This is a genomic window from Allobosea sp. GW822-FHT03F07, assembly GCF_058801345.1.
The window spans coordinates 25,877-44,281 of sequence record NZ_JBXAND010000015.1; the positions used below are offsets into that span (position 1 = coordinate 25,877).

General features: G+C 67.5%; 18 protein-coding genes. 10 read left to right on the top strand and 8 right to left on the bottom strand.

Annotated elements, in window-relative coordinates:
* The first annotated feature begins 6 nt into the window (after positions 1-6).
* Positions 7-672: a ribosome biogenesis GTP-binding protein YihA/YsxC gene (yihA, locus tag AC1RMY_RS24730; protein ID WP_492869138.1), complete on the top strand. Its 666-nt coding sequence runs from the start codon at positions 7-9 to the stop codon at positions 670-672.
* The gene (locus tag AC1RMY_RS24735) at positions 669-1,043 is read left to right on the top strand and encodes a DUF423 domain-containing protein (protein WP_492869140.1); all 375 of its coding nucleotides are present in this window, start codon (positions 669-671) and stop codon (positions 1,041-1,043) included. The genes yihA and AC1RMY_RS24735 overlap by 4 nt, the downstream gene beginning before the upstream one ends.
* A gap of 126 nt (positions 1,044-1,169) precedes the next feature.
* Here AC1RMY_RS24735 and AC1RMY_RS24740 read toward each other — a convergent pair whose 3' ends face one another.
* A complete protein-coding gene (locus AC1RMY_RS24740) occupies positions 1,170-2,579 on the bottom strand; it encodes an adenylate/guanylate cyclase domain-containing protein (RefSeq protein WP_492869141.1) in 1,410 nt (469 codons plus the stop codon).
* Between the two features lie 202 nt (positions 2,580-2,781).
* Here AC1RMY_RS24740 and argB point away from each other — a divergent pair, with 202 nt between their 5' ends.
* The 7 genes from argB to hisA all read left to right on the top strand — a co-directional run bounded on the left by argB (position 2,782) and on the right by hisA (position 8,563).
* Positions 2,782-3,678: an acetylglutamate kinase gene (gene argB, locus AC1RMY_RS24745; protein WP_492869143.1), complete on the top strand. Its 897-nt coding sequence runs from the start codon at positions 2,782-2,784 to the stop codon at positions 3,676-3,678.
* A 157-nt stretch (positions 3,679-3,835) separates the two neighbouring features.
* Positions 3,836-4,573 (top strand): pyrimidine 5'-nucleotidase, encoded by a 738-nt coding sequence (locus tag AC1RMY_RS24750; RefSeq protein ID WP_492869145.1) that lies wholly within the window; start codon positions 3,836-3,838, stop codon positions 4,571-4,573.
* A 146-nt stretch (positions 4,574-4,719) separates the two neighbouring features.
* Complete coding sequence (locus AC1RMY_RS24755; RefSeq protein WP_492869147.1) at positions 4,720-5,916, top strand: O-succinylhomoserine sulfhydrylase; 1,197 nt, start codon at positions 4,720-4,722, stop codon at positions 5,914-5,916.
* A gap of 181 nt (positions 5,917-6,097) precedes the next feature.
* A complete protein-coding gene (gene hisB, locus AC1RMY_RS24760; RefSeq protein WP_492869149.1) occupies positions 6,098-6,685 on the top strand; it encodes an imidazoleglycerol-phosphate dehydratase HisB in 588 nt (195 codons plus the stop codon).
* A gap of 11 nt (positions 6,686-6,696) precedes the next feature.
* On the top strand, positions 6,697-7,182 hold the full coding sequence (locus AC1RMY_RS24765; RefSeq protein ID WP_492869151.1) for a DUF2628 domain-containing protein: 486 nt from the start codon (positions 6,697-6,699) through the stop codon (positions 7,180-7,182).
* On the top strand, positions 7,179-7,835 hold the full coding sequence (gene hisH / locus AC1RMY_RS24770; RefSeq protein WP_492869153.1) for an imidazole glycerol phosphate synthase subunit HisH: 657 nt from the start codon (positions 7,179-7,181) through the stop codon (positions 7,833-7,835). The genes AC1RMY_RS24765 and hisH overlap by 4 nt, the downstream gene beginning before the upstream one ends.
* Positions 7,823-8,563: a 1-(5-phosphoribosyl)-5-[(5-phosphoribosylamino)methylideneamino]imidazole-4-carboxamide isomerase gene (hisA, locus tag AC1RMY_RS24775; RefSeq protein ID WP_492869155.1), complete on the top strand. Its 741-nt coding sequence runs from the start codon at positions 7,823-7,825 to the stop codon at positions 8,561-8,563. The genes hisH and hisA overlap by 13 nt, the downstream gene beginning before the upstream one ends.
* Positions 8,564-8,586: 23 nt before the next feature.
* On the opposite strand, the gene AC1RMY_RS24780 is transcribed toward hisA, so the two are convergent.
* The 6 genes from AC1RMY_RS24780 to trpA form a co-directional block, all read right to left on the bottom strand.
* Positions 8,587-10,170 (bottom strand): ABC transporter substrate-binding protein, encoded by a 1,584-nt coding sequence (locus AC1RMY_RS24780; RefSeq protein ID WP_492869157.1) that lies wholly within the window; start codon positions 10,168-10,170, stop codon positions 8,587-8,589.
* A 74-nt stretch (positions 10,171-10,244) separates the two neighbouring features.
* Positions 10,245-11,087, bottom strand: coding sequence for an aldo/keto reductase (locus AC1RMY_RS24785; protein WP_492869159.1), 843 nt, complete (start codon positions 11,085-11,087; stop codon positions 10,245-10,247).
* 20 nt (positions 11,088-11,107) lie between these two features.
* On the bottom strand, positions 11,108-11,527 hold the full coding sequence (locus AC1RMY_RS24790; protein WP_492869161.1) for a hypothetical protein: 420 nt from the start codon (positions 11,525-11,527) through the stop codon (positions 11,108-11,110).
* A 43-nt stretch (positions 11,528-11,570) separates the two neighbouring features.
* Positions 11,571-12,893 carry a bifunctional folylpolyglutamate synthase/dihydrofolate synthase gene (locus tag AC1RMY_RS24795; RefSeq protein WP_492869163.1) on the bottom strand — a complete coding sequence of 441 codons (1,323 nt, stop codon included), beginning with the start codon at positions 12,891-12,893 and terminating at the stop codon, positions 11,571-11,573.
* Positions 12,894-12,914: 21 nt separating this feature from the next.
* Complete coding sequence (gene accD, locus AC1RMY_RS24800) at positions 12,915-13,820, bottom strand: acetyl-CoA carboxylase, carboxyltransferase subunit beta (protein ID WP_492869164.1); 906 nt, start codon at positions 13,818-13,820, stop codon at positions 12,915-12,917.
* A gap of 49 nt (positions 13,821-13,869) precedes the next feature.
* On the bottom strand, positions 13,870-14,730 hold the full coding sequence (gene trpA, locus AC1RMY_RS24805; protein WP_492869166.1) for a tryptophan synthase subunit alpha: 861 nt from the start codon (positions 14,728-14,730) through the stop codon (positions 13,870-13,872).
* A gap of 136 nt (positions 14,731-14,866) precedes the next feature.
* Between trpA and hrpB the strand changes: the two genes are divergently transcribed.
* Positions 14,867-17,380: an ATP-dependent helicase HrpB gene (hrpB, locus tag AC1RMY_RS24810; protein ID WP_492869168.1), complete on the top strand. Its 2,514-nt coding sequence runs from the start codon at positions 14,867-14,869 to the stop codon at positions 17,378-17,380.
* 181 nt (positions 17,381-17,561) lie between these two features.
* Here the strand turns inward: hrpB and AC1RMY_RS24815 are convergent, their stop codons facing one another.
* On the bottom strand, positions 17,562-18,380 hold the full coding sequence (locus AC1RMY_RS24815) for a DUF1194 domain-containing protein (RefSeq protein WP_492869170.1): 819 nt from the start codon (positions 18,378-18,380) through the stop codon (positions 17,562-17,564).
* Between the last annotated feature and the right edge of the window lie 25 nt (positions 18,381-18,405).

The window sequence follows — 18,405 nt, forward strand, 5'->3', positions numbered from 1 at the left end:
ACCACCATGACCACGAGCACGACGACACCCTTCACCGAGGACGAGATCGAATCCGCCCGCAAGCTCTTCGAGGGGCCGTGGGATTTCGTCTGGGCCTCGACCCATATCGACGACCTGCCGCCGATGGTCGGTCACGAGATCGCCTTTGCCGGCCGCTCTAATGTCGGCAAGTCGAGCCTGATCAATGCCGTGACGCGCCGCAACGCCCTGGCGCGGACCTCGCATACGCCCGGCCGCACGCAGCAGCTCAACTTCTTCCGCCAGGTCGGCGCCGACGAGCGCCTGACCATCGTCGACATGCCCGGCTACGGCTATGCGGCGGTAGGCCGAGCCAAGGTCGCCTCCTGGACCAACCTGATCCACAACTACTTGCGCGGCCGGCCCAATCTGATGCGCGTCTATCTGCTCATCGACGCGCGCCACGGGCTGAAGGACGTCGACAACGCCGTGCTCGAGACGCTCGACAAGGCGGCGATGTCCTATCAGGTCGTGCTGACCAAGGGCGATGCGCTCAAGAAGGCCGACCAGCAGTTCATGCTGGAGGCGACCTATGACGAGATCAAGCGCCGCCCGGCCGCCTTCCCGGAAGTGCTGCTGACCTCGAGCGAGACCGGGCTCGGCATCCCCGAGCTGCGAGCCGCGGTCGGGCGCGTGCTGGCGGAGCGAGGATGAGGCACAACGCCGCCAAGATCCATCTCGCGGTGGCGATGCTGATGGGGCTGGCCGGCGTCGGCCTGCTCGCCGCCGGTGCCCATGGCGGTGTGGCCGAATCCGTCACCATCGCCGGCCAGATGCTGCTTTTCCACGCGCCGGTTGTCATCGCCGCCACGGCTGCCCGCAAGGTCGGGCTGCTGCATCAGATCATGGCTCGCATCGCCTTGTCGTTCCAGTGCCTGGGCGTCGCCCTGTTCGCCGCCGATCTCGCGCGCCGCGGCTTCGGCGGCGAGAGATTGTTCCAGGGCGCCGCGCCGACAGGCGGCCTTCTGATGATGGGCAGTTGGCTCGGCCTCGTGCTCTCGGCCTTGTTCGCGCCCCGCGCCTGAGGCTCGCCAACTCCCATTCTTGGTCGCGCTGTCTTGCTCTGGGAGCCGCCCCCGGCGCCGGATTGATGTCGATCGGCTATCAGGTCGAAAATCCCGCCTCCGGCCGTCGCGCCATGGCGAACTCCGTTATTGTATAACGAAGACGCCGACATCCCTGGAGACGCCGCGCAGCCCGACGTCCTGCCGCAACGGCTTCAGTCCCAGTTTGGCGAGCAGATCGCTGGCGCGCGGGTCGCCGAGCACCGCATCGGTGGTGAAGATTTCGTTCGAGGCGGCCAGATGTTGCACGCGGGACGCGATGTTCACCGTCTGCCCGAAATAGTCCTGCCTTTCGTTGAGATTGACCGCGATGCAGGGCCCTTCGTGGATCCCGATCTTGAGGATCATATCCTCCTTTCCGCGTTCCCGATTGAGACCACGCATCGCCTCGCGCATGCGAACGGCTGCTGCGATGGCGCGCTCTGGCGCAGGAAAAGACGCCATGACCGCATCGCCGATCGTCTTGACCACGGCGCCTGTCTCGGACGCTACGATCTCGCTCAGGACCTCGAAATGCGCACGCACCAAGTCGAAGGCAACGAGATCGCCGACGCGTTCATAGAGCTCGGTCGACCCGCGGAGATCGGTGAACAGAAAGGTCAGGCTGGCGATCTTCAGGCGCTGGTCGATATCGAGCGTGTCGGTGCGGTAGATGTCCCGGAAGGTCTGGTTCGAGAGCACCCGCTTGGCGGTCAGGAAAGGGCGGCGCCTTCCGAGCATGTGATGCAGCGCATCGTTCGCGATGCAGACGGACGGCAGGGTGCGGATGTCGGCATGGTTCTCGAATGCGATGCGCAGGGCCCCTGGCCGCATCACGAGCGTCTCGTTGTGGCGGTGCGCACGGTCGAACACCAGCGAAAGCGCCTGCCGCTCCTTCGTAGGCTCGCCCTTGACGTCGATGAACTGCGCGGCGTGGGTCACCGGCTCGAAGACGATGAGGAAGGATTCCGCGATCTGAAGCGAGACGACGGCCTTACCGCCTGCCGGCAGTTCCAGCGCCTCGACGATGAATTCGTCAAGCATCGCCTCGTAGTCGTCTTCCGGCAAATCGACGCCCGAACCCCAGTAGATCTGGCGAAAATATTCCGCGGCCGGCAGTTGGTGCGGCTGATGGGCCTCGATCCGCCTGACGTTCGGAGCGACCGTGAACGTCACCTCGACCAGTTCGTCGAGCGAGGGTTCGTAGCCGGCGGCGCAGAGCGCGCAGGTGTAGACCTCGCTGCGGACATGCTTCAACGACGCGCCGGCGTCGAGCACACCGCCGCATCCCGGACAAAGGACATTCCATGAGAACTCGAACAGGCCGAGCCGAGAGGCATGCAAAAAGCCGCCGATCACCCGCTCTTCGTCCAGGCCTCGTTCGGCGGCAAAGGCCAGAGCGTTAATGCGATTGAGCTTTCGATCGGGAGCGGTCGCGATCAGCCTTTCGATCTCGTCGACGATATCGGCCGATACCGATTGACGCAGAACGTCGAACAAGGATCGGGCATCGCTCATCGACCGAACTCCCCATTTCGAGGATCCGGCCGGATGATAAGCTTGAGTGGCCTGCCTGGCTATCGTGGTTCCGGAGGCCTCGCGCTCGCGCTGTCGGCTTTGTTCGCGAAGCGTGCCTGCCGCTGCTTCCGTCGGCGCCGATCTTCCTCTAGAAGCCGCACCCGGCGCGACTGCCTCGCGCGCCGACGCGGAGCCTCGACCGATGATCACCCCTGCCCATCTGACGCCGTCGCAAGCCGCCGACCTGCTGGTCCAGGCGCTACCGCACATGCAGCGCTACGATCAGGAGGTCATCGTGATCAAATATGGCGGCAACGCCATGGGCGACGCCGCGACCGCCGAGGACTTCGCCGAGGATGTCGTGCTGCTCGAGCAATCCGGCCTCAAGCCGGTCGTCTGCCATGGCGGCGGGCCGCAGATTGCCCGCATGCTCGGCAAGCTCGGCATCAAGTCGGAGTTCAAGCAGGGCCTGCGCGTCACCGATGCGGCGACCGTTGACGTCGTCGAGATGGTCTTGGCCGGCTCGGTCAACAAGGAGATCGTCGGCTACATCTCGCGCGAGGGCGGCAAGGCGATCGGGCTTTGCGGCAAGGACGGCAACATGGTCACCGCCCGCAAGGTGACGCGCACCATCGTCGACCCCGATTCCAAGATCGAGGAGGTGCTCGATCTCGGCTTTGTCGGCGAGCCCGACAAGGTCGACACCTCCGTGCTCGATGCCGTCCTCAAGGCCGAGCTGATCCCCGTGCTGGCGCCGGTCTGCGCCGCCGAGGACGGCCAGACCTACAACGTCAATGCCGACACCTTCGCCGGCGCGATCGCCGGTGCGCTCAATGCCAAGCGCCTGCTGCTGCTCACCGACGTTCCCGGCGTGCTGACGAAGGACAAGCAGCTGATCCCCGAGCTGACGGTCGAGGAATGCCGCCGCCTGATCGCGGACGGCACCATTTCCGGCGGCATGATCCCGAAGATCGAGACCTGCATCTACGCGCTCGAAAAGGGCGTCGAGGCGGTCGTCATTCTCGACGGCAAGGTGCCGCATGCGGCGCTGATCGAGCTCTTCACCGACACCGGCTCGGGCACGATCATTCGGCGTTGAGGTTGGCCAGGCCGTCATTCCCGCGCTTGATCCCGGAATCTCCGGCGCCGAGCGATGCAGAGATGCCCGGGTCAGGCCCGGGCATGACGCACTCCATGCGTTAACCTCTAGCAGAACTCTTGCATGTCAGGATCGGCTCGCCACATGAGTCCGTCCCATGAACACGCATGCCAGCATTCCCGTCGCGACCCCGCCGCTCGAGGCCGAGGCCTTCGCGCATGTCGACCACTGGGTCTTCGATCTCGACAACACGCTCTATTCGCATGAGTGCCAGGTCTGGCCGCAGGTCAACCAGCGGATCACCCTGTTCCTGCAGGAACTGTTCGGGCTGGACGGCCTCTCCTCGCACGCCTTGCGGAACTACTACTACCATCGCTACGGCACGACCCTGAACGGGCTGATGGTCGAGCACGGGGTCGAGCCGGACGACTTTCTCGACTTCGCCCATGACATCGATCTCAGCCTGCTGGAGCCCGATCCGGCGCTGGGCGCGGCGATCGCCGCACTGCCCGGACGTAAGCTGATCCTGACGAACGGCTCGGTCGGCCATGCCCGCAACGTCGCCGGCAAACTCGGCATTCTCCATCATTTCGAGGATGTCTTCGACATCGTCGCAGCCGGCTTCACGCCCAAGCCCGAGCGCTCGACCTATGAGCTCTTCCTCGCCAAGCACGCGGTCGACCCGGGCCGGGCGGCGATGTTCGAGGACATCGAGAAGAACCTCATCGTCCCGAGCGCGCTCGGCATGAAGACGGTGCTGATCATCCCCAAGACGCCCGACCCCTTTCGCGAAGCCTGGGAGCAGACGGCGGTCGAGGCCGGCCATGTCCACCATGTGACCTCGGATCTGGCCGGCTTCCTGGCGCCGCTCGCGCGCGATCCGGCCGACCGCTGACGGATTGCCGCTTTCGCGCCGAGGAACGACAGCGAAGCGAAGCCGCCAAAACGATCCGCCACGGCGGAAGATTGTTCTTCTTTACGAACGCGATGCAGGATGATACTCCGAGGGTTCGTTTTATAGAACGCTTTGGAGTTTTCGTCATGTCGGCACCGGACGGCGGCGCGGCCAGTCTTCACCCCGAAACCCGTCTGGTGCATGCCGGCATCCTGCGCTCGCAATTCGGCGAGACCTCCGAGGCGCTCTTCCTGACCCAGGGCCATGTCTATGACAGTGCCGAGCAGGCCGAGGCGCGCTTCCTGAACAAGGATCCGGGCTTCCAATACGCCCGCTTCTCGAACCCGACCGTCGCCATGCTGGAAGCCCGCATGGCCGCATTCGAGGGTGCGCAGGCCTGCCGCGCCACCGCGACGGGCATGGCGGCCGTCACCGCTGCCATCATGGGGCAGGTCCGGCAGGGCGACCATGTCGTCGCGGCGCAGGCCCTGTTCGGCTCCTGTCGCTATGTCGTCGAGGAGCACCTGCCGCGCTACGGCGTCGCCTCGACGCTGGTGGACGGAACGGACATCGCGGCCTGGCGCAAGGCGGTGACGCCGCAGACCAAGGTGTTCTTCCTCGAAAGCCCCTCCAACCCGACTCTGGAGGTCATCGACATCCGCGCCGTCGCGGCGCTGGCGAAGGAGGTCGGCGCGACGCTGGTGGTCGACAACGTCTTCGCCACGCCGCTCTTCCAGCGCCCGCTGGAGCTCGGCGCCGACTGCGTGGTCTACTCCGCGACCAAGCACATCGACGGGCAGGGCCGCTGTCTCGGCGGCTTGATCCTGGCTTCGCAGGATTTCATCGAGACCCATGTCCAGACTTTCCTGCGCCAGACCGGCCCGGCGATCTCGCCCTTCAACGCCTGGGTCATGCTGAAGGCGCTGGAGACCCTGCCGCTGCGCGTGCGCAAGCAGGCCGAGAATGCCGCGGTCGTTGCCGAATGGCTGGAAGCCCAGCCGCAGCTTCCCAAGGTCATATTCCCCGGCTCGAAGACCCATCCGCAGGCCGAGATCATCGCCCGCCAGATGAACGGCCCCTCGACGCTGGTCGCCTTCGAGGTCGCGGGCGGAAAGGCCGGGGCCTTCCGTTTCCTCAATGGGCTCAAGCTGATCCGCATCTCCAACAATCTCGGCGACGCCAAGAGCCTGATCGTCCATCCCGCGACGACGACGCATCAGCGCTTCAGCCCGGAGATCCGCGCCAGCATGGGCATCGGCGAGGGGCTGATCCGGCTGTCCGTCGGACTTGAGCACGCTGACGATCTCGTCGCGGATCTGAATCAGGCGCTGGCGGGGGTCTGAACGCCGCGGTCCGCGTGGCGGGCGTCATTCTCGGGCGGAGCGTAGCGCAGACCCGAGAACCTCCGGCAAGAGATGCTCGGGTCTTCGCCCGAGCATGACGAGGTGCAGCCGCCGGCCATGGCCTTCGCTTGCCTTGCCTGCTAAAGCGGGGCCGGTTTTTCGCAAGGAAACAGAGGCCATCATGCGTTTGGGCGAAGTGAAGCGCCGCACCAACGAGACCGACATCGCGGTCTCCCTCGTCCTCGACGGCACCGGCAAGGCCGAGATCGCCTCGGGCGTCGGCTTCTTCGACCATATGCTCGACCTGTTCGCCCGCCATTCCCTGATCGATATGAAGGTCGTGGTGAAGGGCGACACCCATATCGACGACCATCACTCGGTCGAGGATACCGGCATTGCGCTCGGTGAGGCGCTCAGGCAGGCGCTCGGCGACAAGAAGGGTATCCGGCGCTACGCCGACATCCATCTGCCGATGGACGAGACGCTGACGCGCGTCGCCGTCGACGTCTCCGGCCGGCCCTTCCTCGTGTTCCGCACGCGCTTCGAGGCGCAGAAGATCGGGAGCTTCGACACCGAACTGGTGCGCGAGTTCTTCCAGGCCTTCGCCATGAATGCCGGCATCACGCTGCATGTCGAGACGCTCTATGGCGACAACGCCCACCACATCGCCGAGAGCTGCTTCAAGGGGCTGGCGCGCGCGCTGCGTCACGCGCTCGAGGTCGATCCGCGCGAGGGCGGCCGCGTGCCCTCGACCAAGGGCGCTCTCTGAGGGGTCGGATCATGGCATTCTACACGGTGATGATCCCGCCGCCCGGCTCAGGCGGGGCGCGTGACGAGATTGAACAGGCCCGGCTGTTGCCGGAGACCTTCACCTGGCCGGCCTTCTTCCTGGGTGGGCTGTGGCTGCTCGGCAAGCGGCTCTGGCTGGCGACGTTGATCTATGCCCTGCTCTGGGGCGCACTGTTCTATGCAAGCAACCAGTTCGGCCTGACCCGCGGGGCGCTGCTGATCTCCCATTGGACGATCGCGCTGTTCCTCGCGATGGAGGGTCAGAATCTCCTGGCCCGCAAGCTCTCGCGCCAAGGCTGGCGGCTGGCGGATGTCGTCGAGGCGCGCGATTTGCCGGAAGCGGAGCGGCGCTATTTCGAGCGCGCTCTGGTTCGCGAAGCCCTGCCGCCGCGTCTGTCGGCACCCCTGCCCGCCCGTCCGCAGCCGGCCGGGCCGGTGCCGATCATCGGGCTCTTTCCCGAGGCGCGGGGCCGATGAGCCAATCCGTCGTCATCATCGATTACGGTTCGGGCAATCTGCACTCGGCGGCGAAGGCCTTCGAGCGCGCCGCGCTTGAATCCGGCATCGCCTCGACCATCCGCGTCACCAGCGACACCGACGAGGTCCGTGCGGCCGATCGCATCGTCCTGCCAGGCGTTGGCGCCTTCGCCGATTGCCGCCGCGGTCTCGATGCCGTGCCGGGCATGGTCGAGGTGCTGGAGGAGGTCGTGCGCGGAAAGGGCCGCCCCTTTCTCGGCATCTGCGTCGGCATGCAGCTCCTGGCCTCGCGCGGCCTCGAATACACGGTGACGGCAGGCCTCGGCTGGATCCCGGGCGATGTCTCGCTGATCGTGCCGCAGCGCGAGGGCCTGAAGATCCCGCATATGGGCTGGAACACGCTGGCGAAGCAGAACGACCACGCTCTGCTCGACGGCATCGAGACCGGCCCGGACGGGCTGCACGCCTATTTCGTCCATTCCTATGCGCTCGCCGCCGCTGATCCGGCAGAGGTGATCGCGATGACCGACCATGGCGGACCGGTCACCGCGATGGTCGGGCGCGACAACATCGCCGGGACGCAATTCCACCCCGAGAAGAGCCAGAAGCTCGGTCTCAGGCTGATCGCCAATTTCCTGAGGTGGAAGCCGTGATCCTCTTCCCCGCGATCGATCTCAAGAACGGCCAGTGCGTCCGCCTGAGGCAGGGCGACATGGACCAGGCGACGATCTTCAACGACGATCCCGCCGCGCAGGCGGCCTCCTTTGAAGCTCAGGGCTTCCAGTGGCTGCATGTCGTTGATCTCGACGGCGCCTTCGCCGGCAAGCCGATGAACGCGGCGGCTGTCGAGGGCATCCTGAAGCAGGTCGCCTTCCCGGTGCAGCTCGGCGGCGGCATCCGCGACATGAAGACGGTCGAGGGTTGGCTCGCCAAGGGCATCCGCCGCGTCATCATCGGCACGGCCGCGGTGCGCGATCCCGCCTTCGTGCGCGAGGCGGCGAAGGCCTTTCCAGGACAGGTCGCGGTCGGCATCGACGCCCGCGACGGCTTCGTCGCCGTCGAGGGCTGGGCCGAAACCTCGGCGCTGGCGGCCGACGACCTCGGACGGCGCTTCGAGGATGCCGGCGTGGCGGCGATCGTCTACACCGACATCGCCCGCGACGGCATGCTCCAGGGCATCAACTGGGATGGCACGATCGCGCTCGCCAAGGCGCTGACCATCCCCGTCATCGCCTCGGGCGGCCTCGCCTCGATGGCTGATATCGAGCGCCTGATGGCGCCCGATGCGGCCATCCTCGAAGGCGCCATCACCGGCCGGGCGCTTTATGACGGCCGCATCGACCCGGCCGCCGCGCTGGCGCGGCTGGCCCAGGTAGCCTGAGACGGCTTGAGGCGCATTGCGCCTCAGCTCTTGCGGATATTGGTGAAGACCGGCACGCCCTTGAGCATGCCCGTCAGGTTCTTGCGATAGGCCACCGGCTGGAAATATTGCCCGGCGGGCACGAAGGGCACGTCCTTCAACGCCTGGAGCTGGAGATCGCGCGCGATCGTCTTCTGCTCGGCGAGACCGCCCGCGGTCAGCCATTTGTCGCGTAGCGCCTCGATCGCCGGGCTGTCGGGCCAGCCGGTCGCTCCCTTTGCGCCATTGGCGCGCAGCGGCGTGTTGGTCGCGGGAGTCGCCAGATCGAGCCCGGACCAGTAGGTGACGTAGCAGCTCCAGCCGCCATCCTCGACCGGGCCGCGCTTGGCTATGCGCTGGATCACCGTGCCCCAATCGGCCGGCACGAAATCAACGTTCATGCCGATCTTCTTCATCATCTCGGCCGCGACCTCGCAGACGGCGCTGATACGGGGCACGTCCTGGCCGGACAGGAAGACGACACGCTCGCCCTTGTAGCCGGCCTCGATCAGCTCCTTCTTCAGCGCCGCATAGTCGGAGGAGGAGCCGATCGCCTCGAGCCCCGCCTCTGTCGCCATCTCGGAGACCGCCCCGAAGAACCCGGTCCGGTCCTTCCAGAGCGAGTTGTCAGCGCCGGCGACGGCCTGCATGCACTCGGTCTGGTTCAGCCCCTTCAGGATGACCCGCCGGATCGCCGGATTGTCGAAGGGCGGCTGCGTATGGTTGAGGCGGACCTGCCCGCACCAGCCGAACGGATCCTTGATCTCGACGACGATGTCGCGATTAGCCTTGAGCACCGGCAAGAGGTCGATCAGGGGTTGCTCGACCCAGTCGACGGCGCCCGATTGCAAGGCCGCCGCCGCCGTCGCGGCATCCGGGATGACCTGGAACTCGACGCGGTCGAAATGTGCAGTGCGCGCACCCGCGGTAAAGCTCGGCGTGCCCTGGCGCGGGACATAGGCGGCATGGCGGGCGTAGATGTGCCGCGCGCCGGGAACGCGCTCGCTCATCACATAGCTGAACGGTCCGCTGCCGATCGCCTCCGGCACCTGCTTGAACGGATCGGTGACTGCGAGCCGTTCGGGCATGATCACCGGGATCAGCGAGCTCGGCCGCGCCAGCGCATGCGCCAGGAGCGGGAAGGGCCGTTTCAGCCGGAAGACGATGGTGCGGTCATCGGGCGCGGCGATCTCGTCGGTGGCGGCCATCAGAGCCTGGCCGAAGGCGTCACGCACGCCCCAGCGCTTGAGGCTCGCCACGCAGTCACGCGCCAAAACCTTGGTCCCGTCATGGAAGACGAGGTCAGGCCGCAGCGTCATCGTCCAGCGCTTGCCGTCATCCTCGACGACATGACCCTCGACCATCTGCGGTTGCGGCTGCAGGTTCTCGTCGAGGCCGAACAGCGTGTCGAAGACCAGCAGCGCATGGGTGCGCGTCGCATAGGCCGTCGTCCAGATCGGGTCGATGATCGCGACATCGGCATAGGGCACGAAGCGCAGGACATTGTTGCCCTGGCCGAGGGCGACCTGCGGCGCTGCGATCAGGGCCGAGGCGGCGGCGGAGGTCTTCAGGAACTGGCGGCGATGCACGGGCGAACTCCAGGCGGCGGAAGCCCGCGCCCAAGCACGGCCTGTGCCAGAGAAAGCTCTGATGCCAGTCTTGTCTAAAGCATCGGCAGCGAGGGCGGCTTGCGACCGCGCGGGAAGGCCGTCTCGATCCGGGCGAGGTCGTCTTCGGTCAAAGTCAGCCGCAGCGCGCCGGCATTGTCCTCGACATGCGCGGTCTGGCCCGCCTTCGGGATCGCGAAGACGCTGGGACGCAGCGTTAGGAAGGCGAGCGCGACCTGTCTCGCCGTCGCGCCATGGGCAGCCGCGATCTCGCCCAGCACGCGGCCGCCCGCGCTGTTCGGCTCGGGAAAATCATCATGGCCGAAAGGGCTGTAGGCGGTGACGGCGACGCCGTTGCGCTCGCACCAGGGGATGACGGCATGTTCGATCGCGCGTTCGCGCAGGTGGTAGAGCACCTGATTGCAGGCGATCCGGCCGGGGCCGGCAACATCCAGCGCCTCGTCGAGATCGGCCTCGTCGAAGTTGCTCACGCCCCAGGACAGGATCTTGCCCTCGGCTTTCAGCGCCTCGAAGGCGTCGAAGGTTTCCGCCAGGGGGTGCGGGCCACGCCAGTGCAGCAGGTAGCAATCGAGCCGGTCGGTCTTGAGGTGGCGCAGCGAGCGCTCGCAGGCCGCGCGCGTGCCGGCTTTCGAGGCATTGTTCGGCAGCACCTTCGAGACGAGGAAGACCTCGTCGCGCCGCCCGGCGATGGCCTCGCCGGTGATTTCTTCCGAGCGTCCGTCGCCATACATCTCGGCGGTGTCGATATGAGAGAGGCCGAGATCGAGCCCGCGCCGGAAGGCGGCGATCGCCTCTTTCCGGTCGCCCTGCTCGATGTACCAGCTCCCCTGTCCGATCGACGCGATCTGCGGGCCGCCTCGGCCGAAAGCGTGCTTCATCGGATGGTCTCCTGTTGGCTCTAGCGAACCTCGACGTCGAAGCGTCCCGGGCGGATCTCGCCATCGCCATAGCGCACGCGCACCTCGAAAGAATCGGGGCCGCGGTAGCCGGAGCGGGGCGTGTATTCGAAGGCGAGGGATGCTCCGACTTTGCCGTCGCAGTGCGCCTGCGGGCCGGGGCCATAGACGGCCTTCGCATGGCGCGTCGCCATCTTGACCACTCCATGCTGCGGCGGCTGCGTCAGAACGGCCGTGGGGCGCTTCAGCGGCCGGCAACGTTCGTCCATCGTCATATAGGTCTGCCGCAGGAAGGTCGGCTCCCCGGCCGTGACACGGTCGATGGCGTCGCTCTCCGACGATCCGCCGCCGGAGGTGACGCAGCCGCCGAGCATGGCGCAGAGCAGCGCGGAGGTGACGACCATTGGTGCTGAAACAGGCATGCTTTCCTCAACGTCCGGGCCATCCTGATATCTCGCGGCGCCCTCACGCCGGCGGCGTGCCGTTTGCGGAGAGCACTTCGCCCGCGAGGTAGAGTGAACCGCAGATCAGGATGCGTGGCGGTGCCGACCAGTTGCGTGCGGCGATCTCGCGCAGCGCCTGCTCGACCGAGCCGGAGGCTTCGGCGACGAGCCCGGCCGAGCGGGCGAGCTCGGCGACCTCCTCGGCCGGCCGCGCGACGAGCTGGTTCTGGATCGGGACGGCGAAGAGCATCTGCGTCAGCCCCTTGAAATGGCCAAGCGTCGCCTTCGCGTCCTTGGTCGAGAGCAGGCCGGCGATCATCACCAGCGGCGCCGGGTTGCGGTCGGCGAGATCGGCCATGGCCTGCGCCAGCACGCGGCCGCCATCGGGGTTGTGGCCGCCGTCGAGCCAGAGTTCGGCGCGAGCGGGGACGAGATCGGCGAGCCGGCCGCGCGCCAGCCTTTGCAGCCGCGCCGGCCAGTCGGCATTCAGCATGCCCTGCTCGAAGGCGCGCGCAGGCAGCCCGCCATAGCCGGCCGCACGCAAGCCTGCGATCGCCGTGCCGGCATTGACGTGCTGGTGGCGCCCGGAAAGGCGCGGCAGGGGCAGGTCGAGCAACCCGTCGCCATCCTCGTAGACCAGCCGCCCGCCATCCTCATGCACGGCAAAATCCTGCGCGCCGATCAGGATCTTCGAGGCGCCGACGCGCTCGGCCGCAGCTTCCAGCACCGCAGTCGGCTCCGGTTCCTGCGGAGCGATCACGGCCGGCGCGCCGCGCTTGAAGATGCCGGCCTTCTCGCCCGCGATCTTGGTGACGGTGTCGCCGAGATATTCGGAATGATCGAGCGAGACCGGCGTCACCACGGTGCAGGCGGGATGGGCGATGACGTTGGTCGCATCGAAGCGTCCGCCGAGGCCGACCTCGAGCAGCACGACATCGGCCTTGTGCTCGGCGAAGAGCAGCAAGGCGACGACGGTGGTGATTTCGAAGAAGGTGATCTGGTCGCCGGCATTGGCGCGTTCGCAGCGCTCCAGCGCCTCGACCAGGACGGCCTCGTCGACGAAGCGGCCGCCGCCGGGCGCACCCAGCCGAATGCGCTCGTGGAAACGCACCAGATGCGGCGAGGTGTAGACATGGACGGACAAGCCCGCCGCCTCGAGGATCGCTCGCATGAAGGCGATGGTCGAGCCCTTGCCGTTTGTGCCGGCGACATGGATCACCGGCGGCAGGCGCTTCTGCGGATCGCCGAGCCGCTCCAGCAAGGTCAGGATGCGCCCGAGCGAAAGGTCGATCAGCTTGGGATGCAGCGCCAGCAGGCGCGCCAGCACCGCGTCGGACGAGCCCATGTTGTCCCCGCCGTTGCCGCGTCAGACGGCTTCGACGATCGGCCGCGGCGGCGCCGCGGTGGCAGGCGCAGCGCCCTGGAGCGGCTGCTTGGTCAGAAGCCGGCCGAGGCGTGCCAGGGTCTCGGGCAGATCGTGGCGGTGCACCACCATGTCGACCATGCCGTGATCCTTGAGATATTCGGCCCGCTGGAATCCGTCGGGCAGCTTCTCGCGGATCGTCTGCTCGATGACGCGCGGCCCGGCGAAGCCGATCAGCGCGCCCGGCTCGGCGATGTGGATGTCGCCCAGCATCGCATAGGAGGCGGTGACACCGCCGGTGGTCGGGTTGGTCAGCACGACGATATAGGGCAGGCCGGCGGCGCGCAGGCGGCGCACCGCGACGGTCGTGCGCGGCAGCTGCATCAGCGAGAGGATGCCCTCCTGCATGCGCGCGCCGCCCGAGGCGGCGAAGACGACATAGGGCGTCTTCTTCTCGAGCGCGGTCTCGGCGCCCTTGATGAAGGCCTCGCCGGCCGCCATGCCGAGCGAGCCGCCCATGAAGTGGAAATCCTGCACGGCGATGGTGAGGGCGAAGCCCTTGACCCGGCCATAGCCGACCTTGAACGCGTCGATGGCGCCGGTCTTGGCGCGGGCGTCCTTCAGCCGGTCGACATAGCGCTTCTCGTCGCGGAATTTCAGCGGGTCGATGGCGACATCGGGCAGCGGCACGTCGAGCCACTTGCCCTCGTCGAAGGTCAGGCGCAGCCGGTCCTGCGCGGTGACGCGCATATGGTGGTCGGAGCCGGGGATGACGAAGCCATTGGCCTCGACATCCTTGTGGAAGACCATCTGCCCGGAATCGGGGCATTTGATCCAGAGATTCTCCGGGCTCTCGCGCTTGAACAGCGTCTTGATGCGCGGCCGGACGACTTCGGAAATCCAGTTCATGGATCGATCCTTACGATTCTGGCGCAAATGGCGGGCGAGGCTTCGAGCCTCAGGCCGCCGCCTTCGCGACCGAGCGGACGCCCGCGGCGAGTTCGGCGACCAGCGAGGTGACAGCCGAAACCGTCTTTTCCGTGGCCTTGCCTTGCGGGTCGAGCGAGAGCCGGATCCGTTCGACCAAGGCCGAGCCGACGACGACGCCGTCGGCGCTCCCTGCTATCTTGATCGCGTCCTGCGCCGTCTTGACGCCGAAGCCGACGGCGACCGGCAGATCGGTATGGCGCTTGATGCGGGCGACGGCGTCGCCAACCGCATCGTAGCTGGCGATCGCGCCGCCGGTGACGCCGGTCACGGAGACGTAATAGACGAAGCCCGAGGTGTTCTGCAGCACCTTGGGCAGGCGCTTGTCGTCCGTCGTCGGCGTGGCCAAGCGGATGAAGCTGACGCCCGCGGCCAGCGCAGGAAGACAGAGCTCGGCGTCTTCCTCGGGCGGCAGGTCGACGACGATCAGCCCGTCGACACCGGCCTTGCGGGCATCGACCAGGAAGCGTTCGACGCCATAGGCGTAGATCGGATTGTAGTAGCCCATCAGCACGATCGGCGTGTCATGGCCGGCGGTCCGGAAGCTCTCGACCATCGCCAGCGTCTTCCTCAGCGTCTGTCCGGCCTTGAGGGCGCGCTGGCCGGCGAGCTGGACCGGGATGCCGTCGGCCATCGGGTCGGTGAAGGGCACGCCGAGCTCGATCAGGTCGGCGCCGGCGCCGGGCAGCGCGGCGAGGATCGCCGCAGAAGTATCGAGATCGGGGTCGCCCGCCGTGATGAAGGTCACGAGCGCGGCGCGGCCTTCCGCTGCGCAGGCCTGGAAGCGGGCCTGGATGCGAGCCTGGCCGGTGGCTGTCTTGGGATCGGTCATGGCCTGAGCGGTTAGCATGACGGGCGCGGGCTGGCGAGTGGCTTGCACGCGAGGAACTTGCGCATGCGGCGAGGAATGCTTGCGCCTGCCGCGGGATGCTTGCGCCTGCGGCGGGCTTGGGCCACATCGGGCGCGCATGCGCGTCTTCGATACACCGCTTCCGATCGACGCCGTCCTCGGCGATCTCGCTGCCGCCTTGCGGGAGAAAAGCAACGTCGTGCTCGTCGCCCCGCCTGGTGCCGGCAAGACCACGCGCGTCCCTCTCGCCCTGCTCGACGAGCCCTGGACGCTAGCGCGCAAGCTGATCGTGCTCGAACCGCGCCGGCTGGCAGCGCGTGGTGCGGCGAACCGGATGGCGCAGACGCTGGGCGAGCGCGTCGGCGAGACGATCGGCCTGCGCGTCCGCCTCGGCTCGAAGATCGGCCCGAAGACGCGCATCGAAGTGGTCACCGAGGGCGTCTTCGCCCGGATGATCCTCGACGACCCGGCGCTGGAGGGCGTCGCGGCCGTCCTGTTCGACGAATTCCACGAGCGTTCGCTCGATGCCGATTTCGGACTGGCCCTGGCGCTGGACGCGCAATCGGGCCTGCGCGAGGACCTGCGCATCCTCGTGATGTCGGCGACGCTGGACGGCGCCCGTGTCGCCAAACTGCTGGGCAAGGCGTTGCTCGGCGAGGCGCCGGTGATCGAGAGCCAGGGCCGGGCCTTTCCGGTCGAGACGCGCTATCTCGGTCGCGAACCGTTGAAACGCATCGAGGATCAGGTCGCGGATGCCGTTATGCTGGCGCTGAACGAGCAGCCCGGCTCACAGCTCGTCTTCCTGCCCGGCCAGGGCGAGATCAGGCGGGTCGAGGAGCGGCTGCGCGAGCGGATCCGCGACAAGGGCGTCGAGATCGCGCCGCTCTATGGCGCGCTCGACCAGGCGGAGCAGGACCGCGCCGTTCTTCCCGCGCCACCCGGCCGCCGCAAGGTCGTGCTGGCGACGGCCATCGCCGAGACTTCGCTGACGATCGAAGGCGTGCGGGTCGTGATCGATTCCGGGCTCGCCCGCGTGCCCGTCTACGAGCCGGATATCGGCGTCACCAGACTGGAGACGCGCCGCGCCAGCCGCGCCGCTTGCGACCAGCGCCGCGGTCGCGCCGGGCGCACCGAGCCGGGCATCTGCTATCGGCTTTGGGAGGAGGCGGGCAACGGCGCGCTCGAAGCCTTCGCGCGCCCCGAAATCCTTTCCGCCGATCTTGCGCCCCTACTGCTCGATTGCGCCGCTTGGGGCGTCTCCGATCCGACGAGCCTGGCCTTCCTCGACCTGCCGCCCGCGCCCGCTCTCAAGGAGGCGCGCAGCCTGCTGGAAAGCATCGGCGCGCTCGATGCCGACGGCCGGATAACGCCTGAGGGGCGTGCGCTGCAGTTCCTGCCGCTGCCGCCTCGCCTCGCCCGCATGGTCGTGGCGGCGGCGCGCTTCGGGCAGGCGGAGCCGGCCGCCATGCTGGCAGCATTGCTGGTCGAGCGCGGCCTCGGCGGCGACGCGCTCGATCTGTCCGAGCGGCTGGAGCGCTTCGAGCGCGAACGGGGGGGCCGGGCAGGCGACATGCGCCGTCTCGCCGAGGGCTGGGCCCGCGCGGCCGAGCGCGCCTCGGGATCATCGAGGGAAGCCCAGCTACTGTCGCCGGGCCTGCTGCTGGCCTTCGCCTATCCCGAACGCGTTGCCAGGGCGCGCAATCCGGGCTCCGGGCAGTACCTGCTTGCGAACGGGCGCGGGGCTACGCTCGAGCCGACGCAGAGGTTGGCGCGTGAAAGCCATATCGTCGTCGCCGAAATGACGGGGGCTGCCCAGCAATCCCGCATCCTGTCGGCGGCTGCGATCGCGGAGGCCGAGATCGCCTGGTTGGCCGCCAATGGTCTTTCGCCCTTCACGATCGAGGAGCGTAGCGAAACGAATTTCGACCGTACCGCGCGCGCGCTTCGGGTTCGGGCCGTCAGGCGCTATGGCGCGCTCGGCCTGGCGGAGCGGCCTTTGCCGGCCGAGTCTTCGCCCGACAATGCGGCCATTCTCGCCCGGGGCATCGCGGGTTTGGGCATCGGCCTGCTGCCCTGGACCAAGGCGCAGCGGCAATTGCGCGAGCGCGTCGATTTCCTGCGGCGGGCCGAGCCCGGCGAAGGCTGGCCCGATCTCTCGGACGAGGGTCTGGCGGCCGATGCCGCCGCCTGGCTCGCCCCTCATACCCTCGGCCGGGCCTCGCTCGCCGCGATCGAGCCTGGCGATCTCGATGGTGCGCTCGCCGAACTCGTGCCCTGGGACATGAAGCGCCGGCTCGACAGCGAGGCGCCGACGCATTTCACCGCACCGACTGGTTCCAGCCTCGCAGTCGACTACGCAGCCGAGGCCGGGCCGACGATCTCAATCAGGGTGCAGGAACTCTTCGGCCTGTCGAAGCATCCCGCGCTCGCCGGCGGGCGGGTGCCGCTGGTGCTGGAGCTGCTTTCGCCCGGCCACAAGCCCGTCCAGATCACCCGCGACCTGCCGGGCTTCTGGCGCGGCTCATGGGCTGCGGTGAAATCCGAAATGAAGGGGCGTTACCCCCGCCATCCCTGGCCCGATGACCCTGCCGCCGCGCCGCCGACGACGCGGGCGAAGCCACGCGGGACCTGAACTGCCGGCGAAGCCTACCGTTCATGTCCGGAACCGCGCCGTCATCCCGGACGAGCGGCAAAGCCGCGCCGCTCCGGGATCCATGCCTGAACCTTTGACTGATCTGCTCCGGCATGGATCCCGGGTCTTCGCTGCGCTACGCCCGGGATGACGGCGCGCGCTTGTCCTGGCGACCGATGCCTCAATTCCCCATCCGGTCGCGCCATTGCCTCTCGCCGGCGAGGCAGGTTGCGTTGTTGCCGCCGGTGGCCTGCGCCTTCTGGACCAGCGCCTCGCCGTCGCGCGGCATCTCGGCGATCTCGCGGACGAGCTTGGTGCGGGTGGCGTCGACGAACTGGTGCCGTTCGCGGATCGGGATCACGAAGGCACCCAGCCCGGTGACGACGCAGTCCTTGTAGTAGACGTCGAGGTTGTCGATGTCGAAATAGCTCGCCTGCTTCAGCATCACCGGCAAGCCGTTGATGTTGATGCCCTTCGCGCCGGCCTCGTCGCGGGCGGTGGTGACGGCGCGTCCGTCGTTGTTGGCTCCGTCGCCGGAGATGTCGATCACCTTGCGCATCGGCGTGACATTGGCCTGCTCCAGCAATTGCACGCCGAGATCGATCGCTGCCGAGATCGAGGTGCGGCGGCCCCGCCGCGTCTGCGCCTCGCCGAGTTCTTCCGCGAAGGCGATCGCCGACTGGGGCGTGTCGATGATCGTCCAGGGCTTGACGATGTGCTGGAAATTGCCGCCGGCCCATTCGAAATAAGTCACCGCGATCTTGCCAATGGCGCCCTTGGCGATGGCATCGTGCAACGGCTTCGAGCGGAAGGCCTCGATATAGCCGTTGCGCTGGAGCGCCAGTTCGTCGAGGTCCATCGAGAAGGAGACATCGACGGCGAGCACGAGCGCGACATCGACCTCCTCGGGCGGGCCTGCCGCCTGCTGGGCGTTGGGGGCGGCGCCGGTCCATAGACCCGCTGCCGCCAGACTCAAGAGACCGTACAGCCAACGCCGCATCGCCACCTCCGTCATCATGTCGCAA

Coding starts and splice junctions, on each gene's coding strand:
- AC1RMY_RS24755 (WP_492869147.1), top strand. CDS start 4,720: ATGTCGGCACCGGACGGCGGCGCGGCCAGTCTTCACCCCGAAACCCGT.
- AC1RMY_RS24815 (WP_492869170.1), bottom strand. CDS start 18,380: ATGCGGCGTTGGCTGTACGGTCTCTTGAGTCTGGCGGCAGCGGGTCTA.
- AC1RMY_RS24740 (WP_492869141.1), bottom strand. CDS start 2,579: ATGAGCGATGCCCGATCCTTGTTCGACGTTCTGCGTCAATCGGTATCG.
- accD (WP_492869164.1), bottom strand. CDS start 13,820: ATGAACTGGATTTCCGAAGTCGTCCGGCCGCGCATCAAGACGCTGTTC.
- hrpB (WP_492869168.1), top strand. CDS start 14,867: ATGCGCGTCTTCGATACACCGCTTCCGATCGACGCCGTCCTCGGCGAT.
- AC1RMY_RS24735 (WP_492869140.1), top strand. CDS start 669: ATGAGGCACAACGCCGCCAAGATCCATCTCGCGGTGGCGATGCTGATG.
- trpA (WP_492869166.1), bottom strand. CDS start 14,730: ATGACCGATCCCAAGACAGCCACCGGCCAGGCTCGCATCCAGGCCCGC.
- hisB (WP_492869149.1), top strand. CDS start 6,098: ATGCGTTTGGGCGAAGTGAAGCGCCGCACCAACGAGACCGACATCGCG.
- yihA (WP_492869138.1), top strand. CDS start 7: ATGACCACGAGCACGACGACACCCTTCACCGAGGACGAGATCGAATCC.
- AC1RMY_RS24750 (WP_492869145.1), top strand. CDS start 3,836: ATGAACACGCATGCCAGCATTCCCGTCGCGACCCCGCCGCTCGAGGCC.
- AC1RMY_RS24765 (WP_492869151.1), top strand. CDS start 6,697: ATGGCATTCTACACGGTGATGATCCCGCCGCCCGGCTCAGGCGGGGCG.
- AC1RMY_RS24790 (WP_492869161.1), bottom strand. CDS start 11,527: ATGCCTGTTTCAGCACCAATGGTCGTCACCTCCGCGCTGCTCTGCGCC.
- AC1RMY_RS24785 (WP_492869159.1), bottom strand. CDS start 11,087: ATGAAGCACGCTTTCGGCCGAGGCGGCCCGCAGATCGCGTCGATCGGA.
- AC1RMY_RS24795 (WP_492869163.1), bottom strand. CDS start 12,893: ATGGGCTCGTCCGACGCGGTGCTGGCGCGCCTGCTGGCGCTGCATCCC.
- hisH (WP_492869153.1), top strand. CDS start 7,179: ATGAGCCAATCCGTCGTCATCATCGATTACGGTTCGGGCAATCTGCAC.
- argB (WP_492869143.1), top strand. CDS start 2,782: ATGATCACCCCTGCCCATCTGACGCCGTCGCAAGCCGCCGACCTGCTG.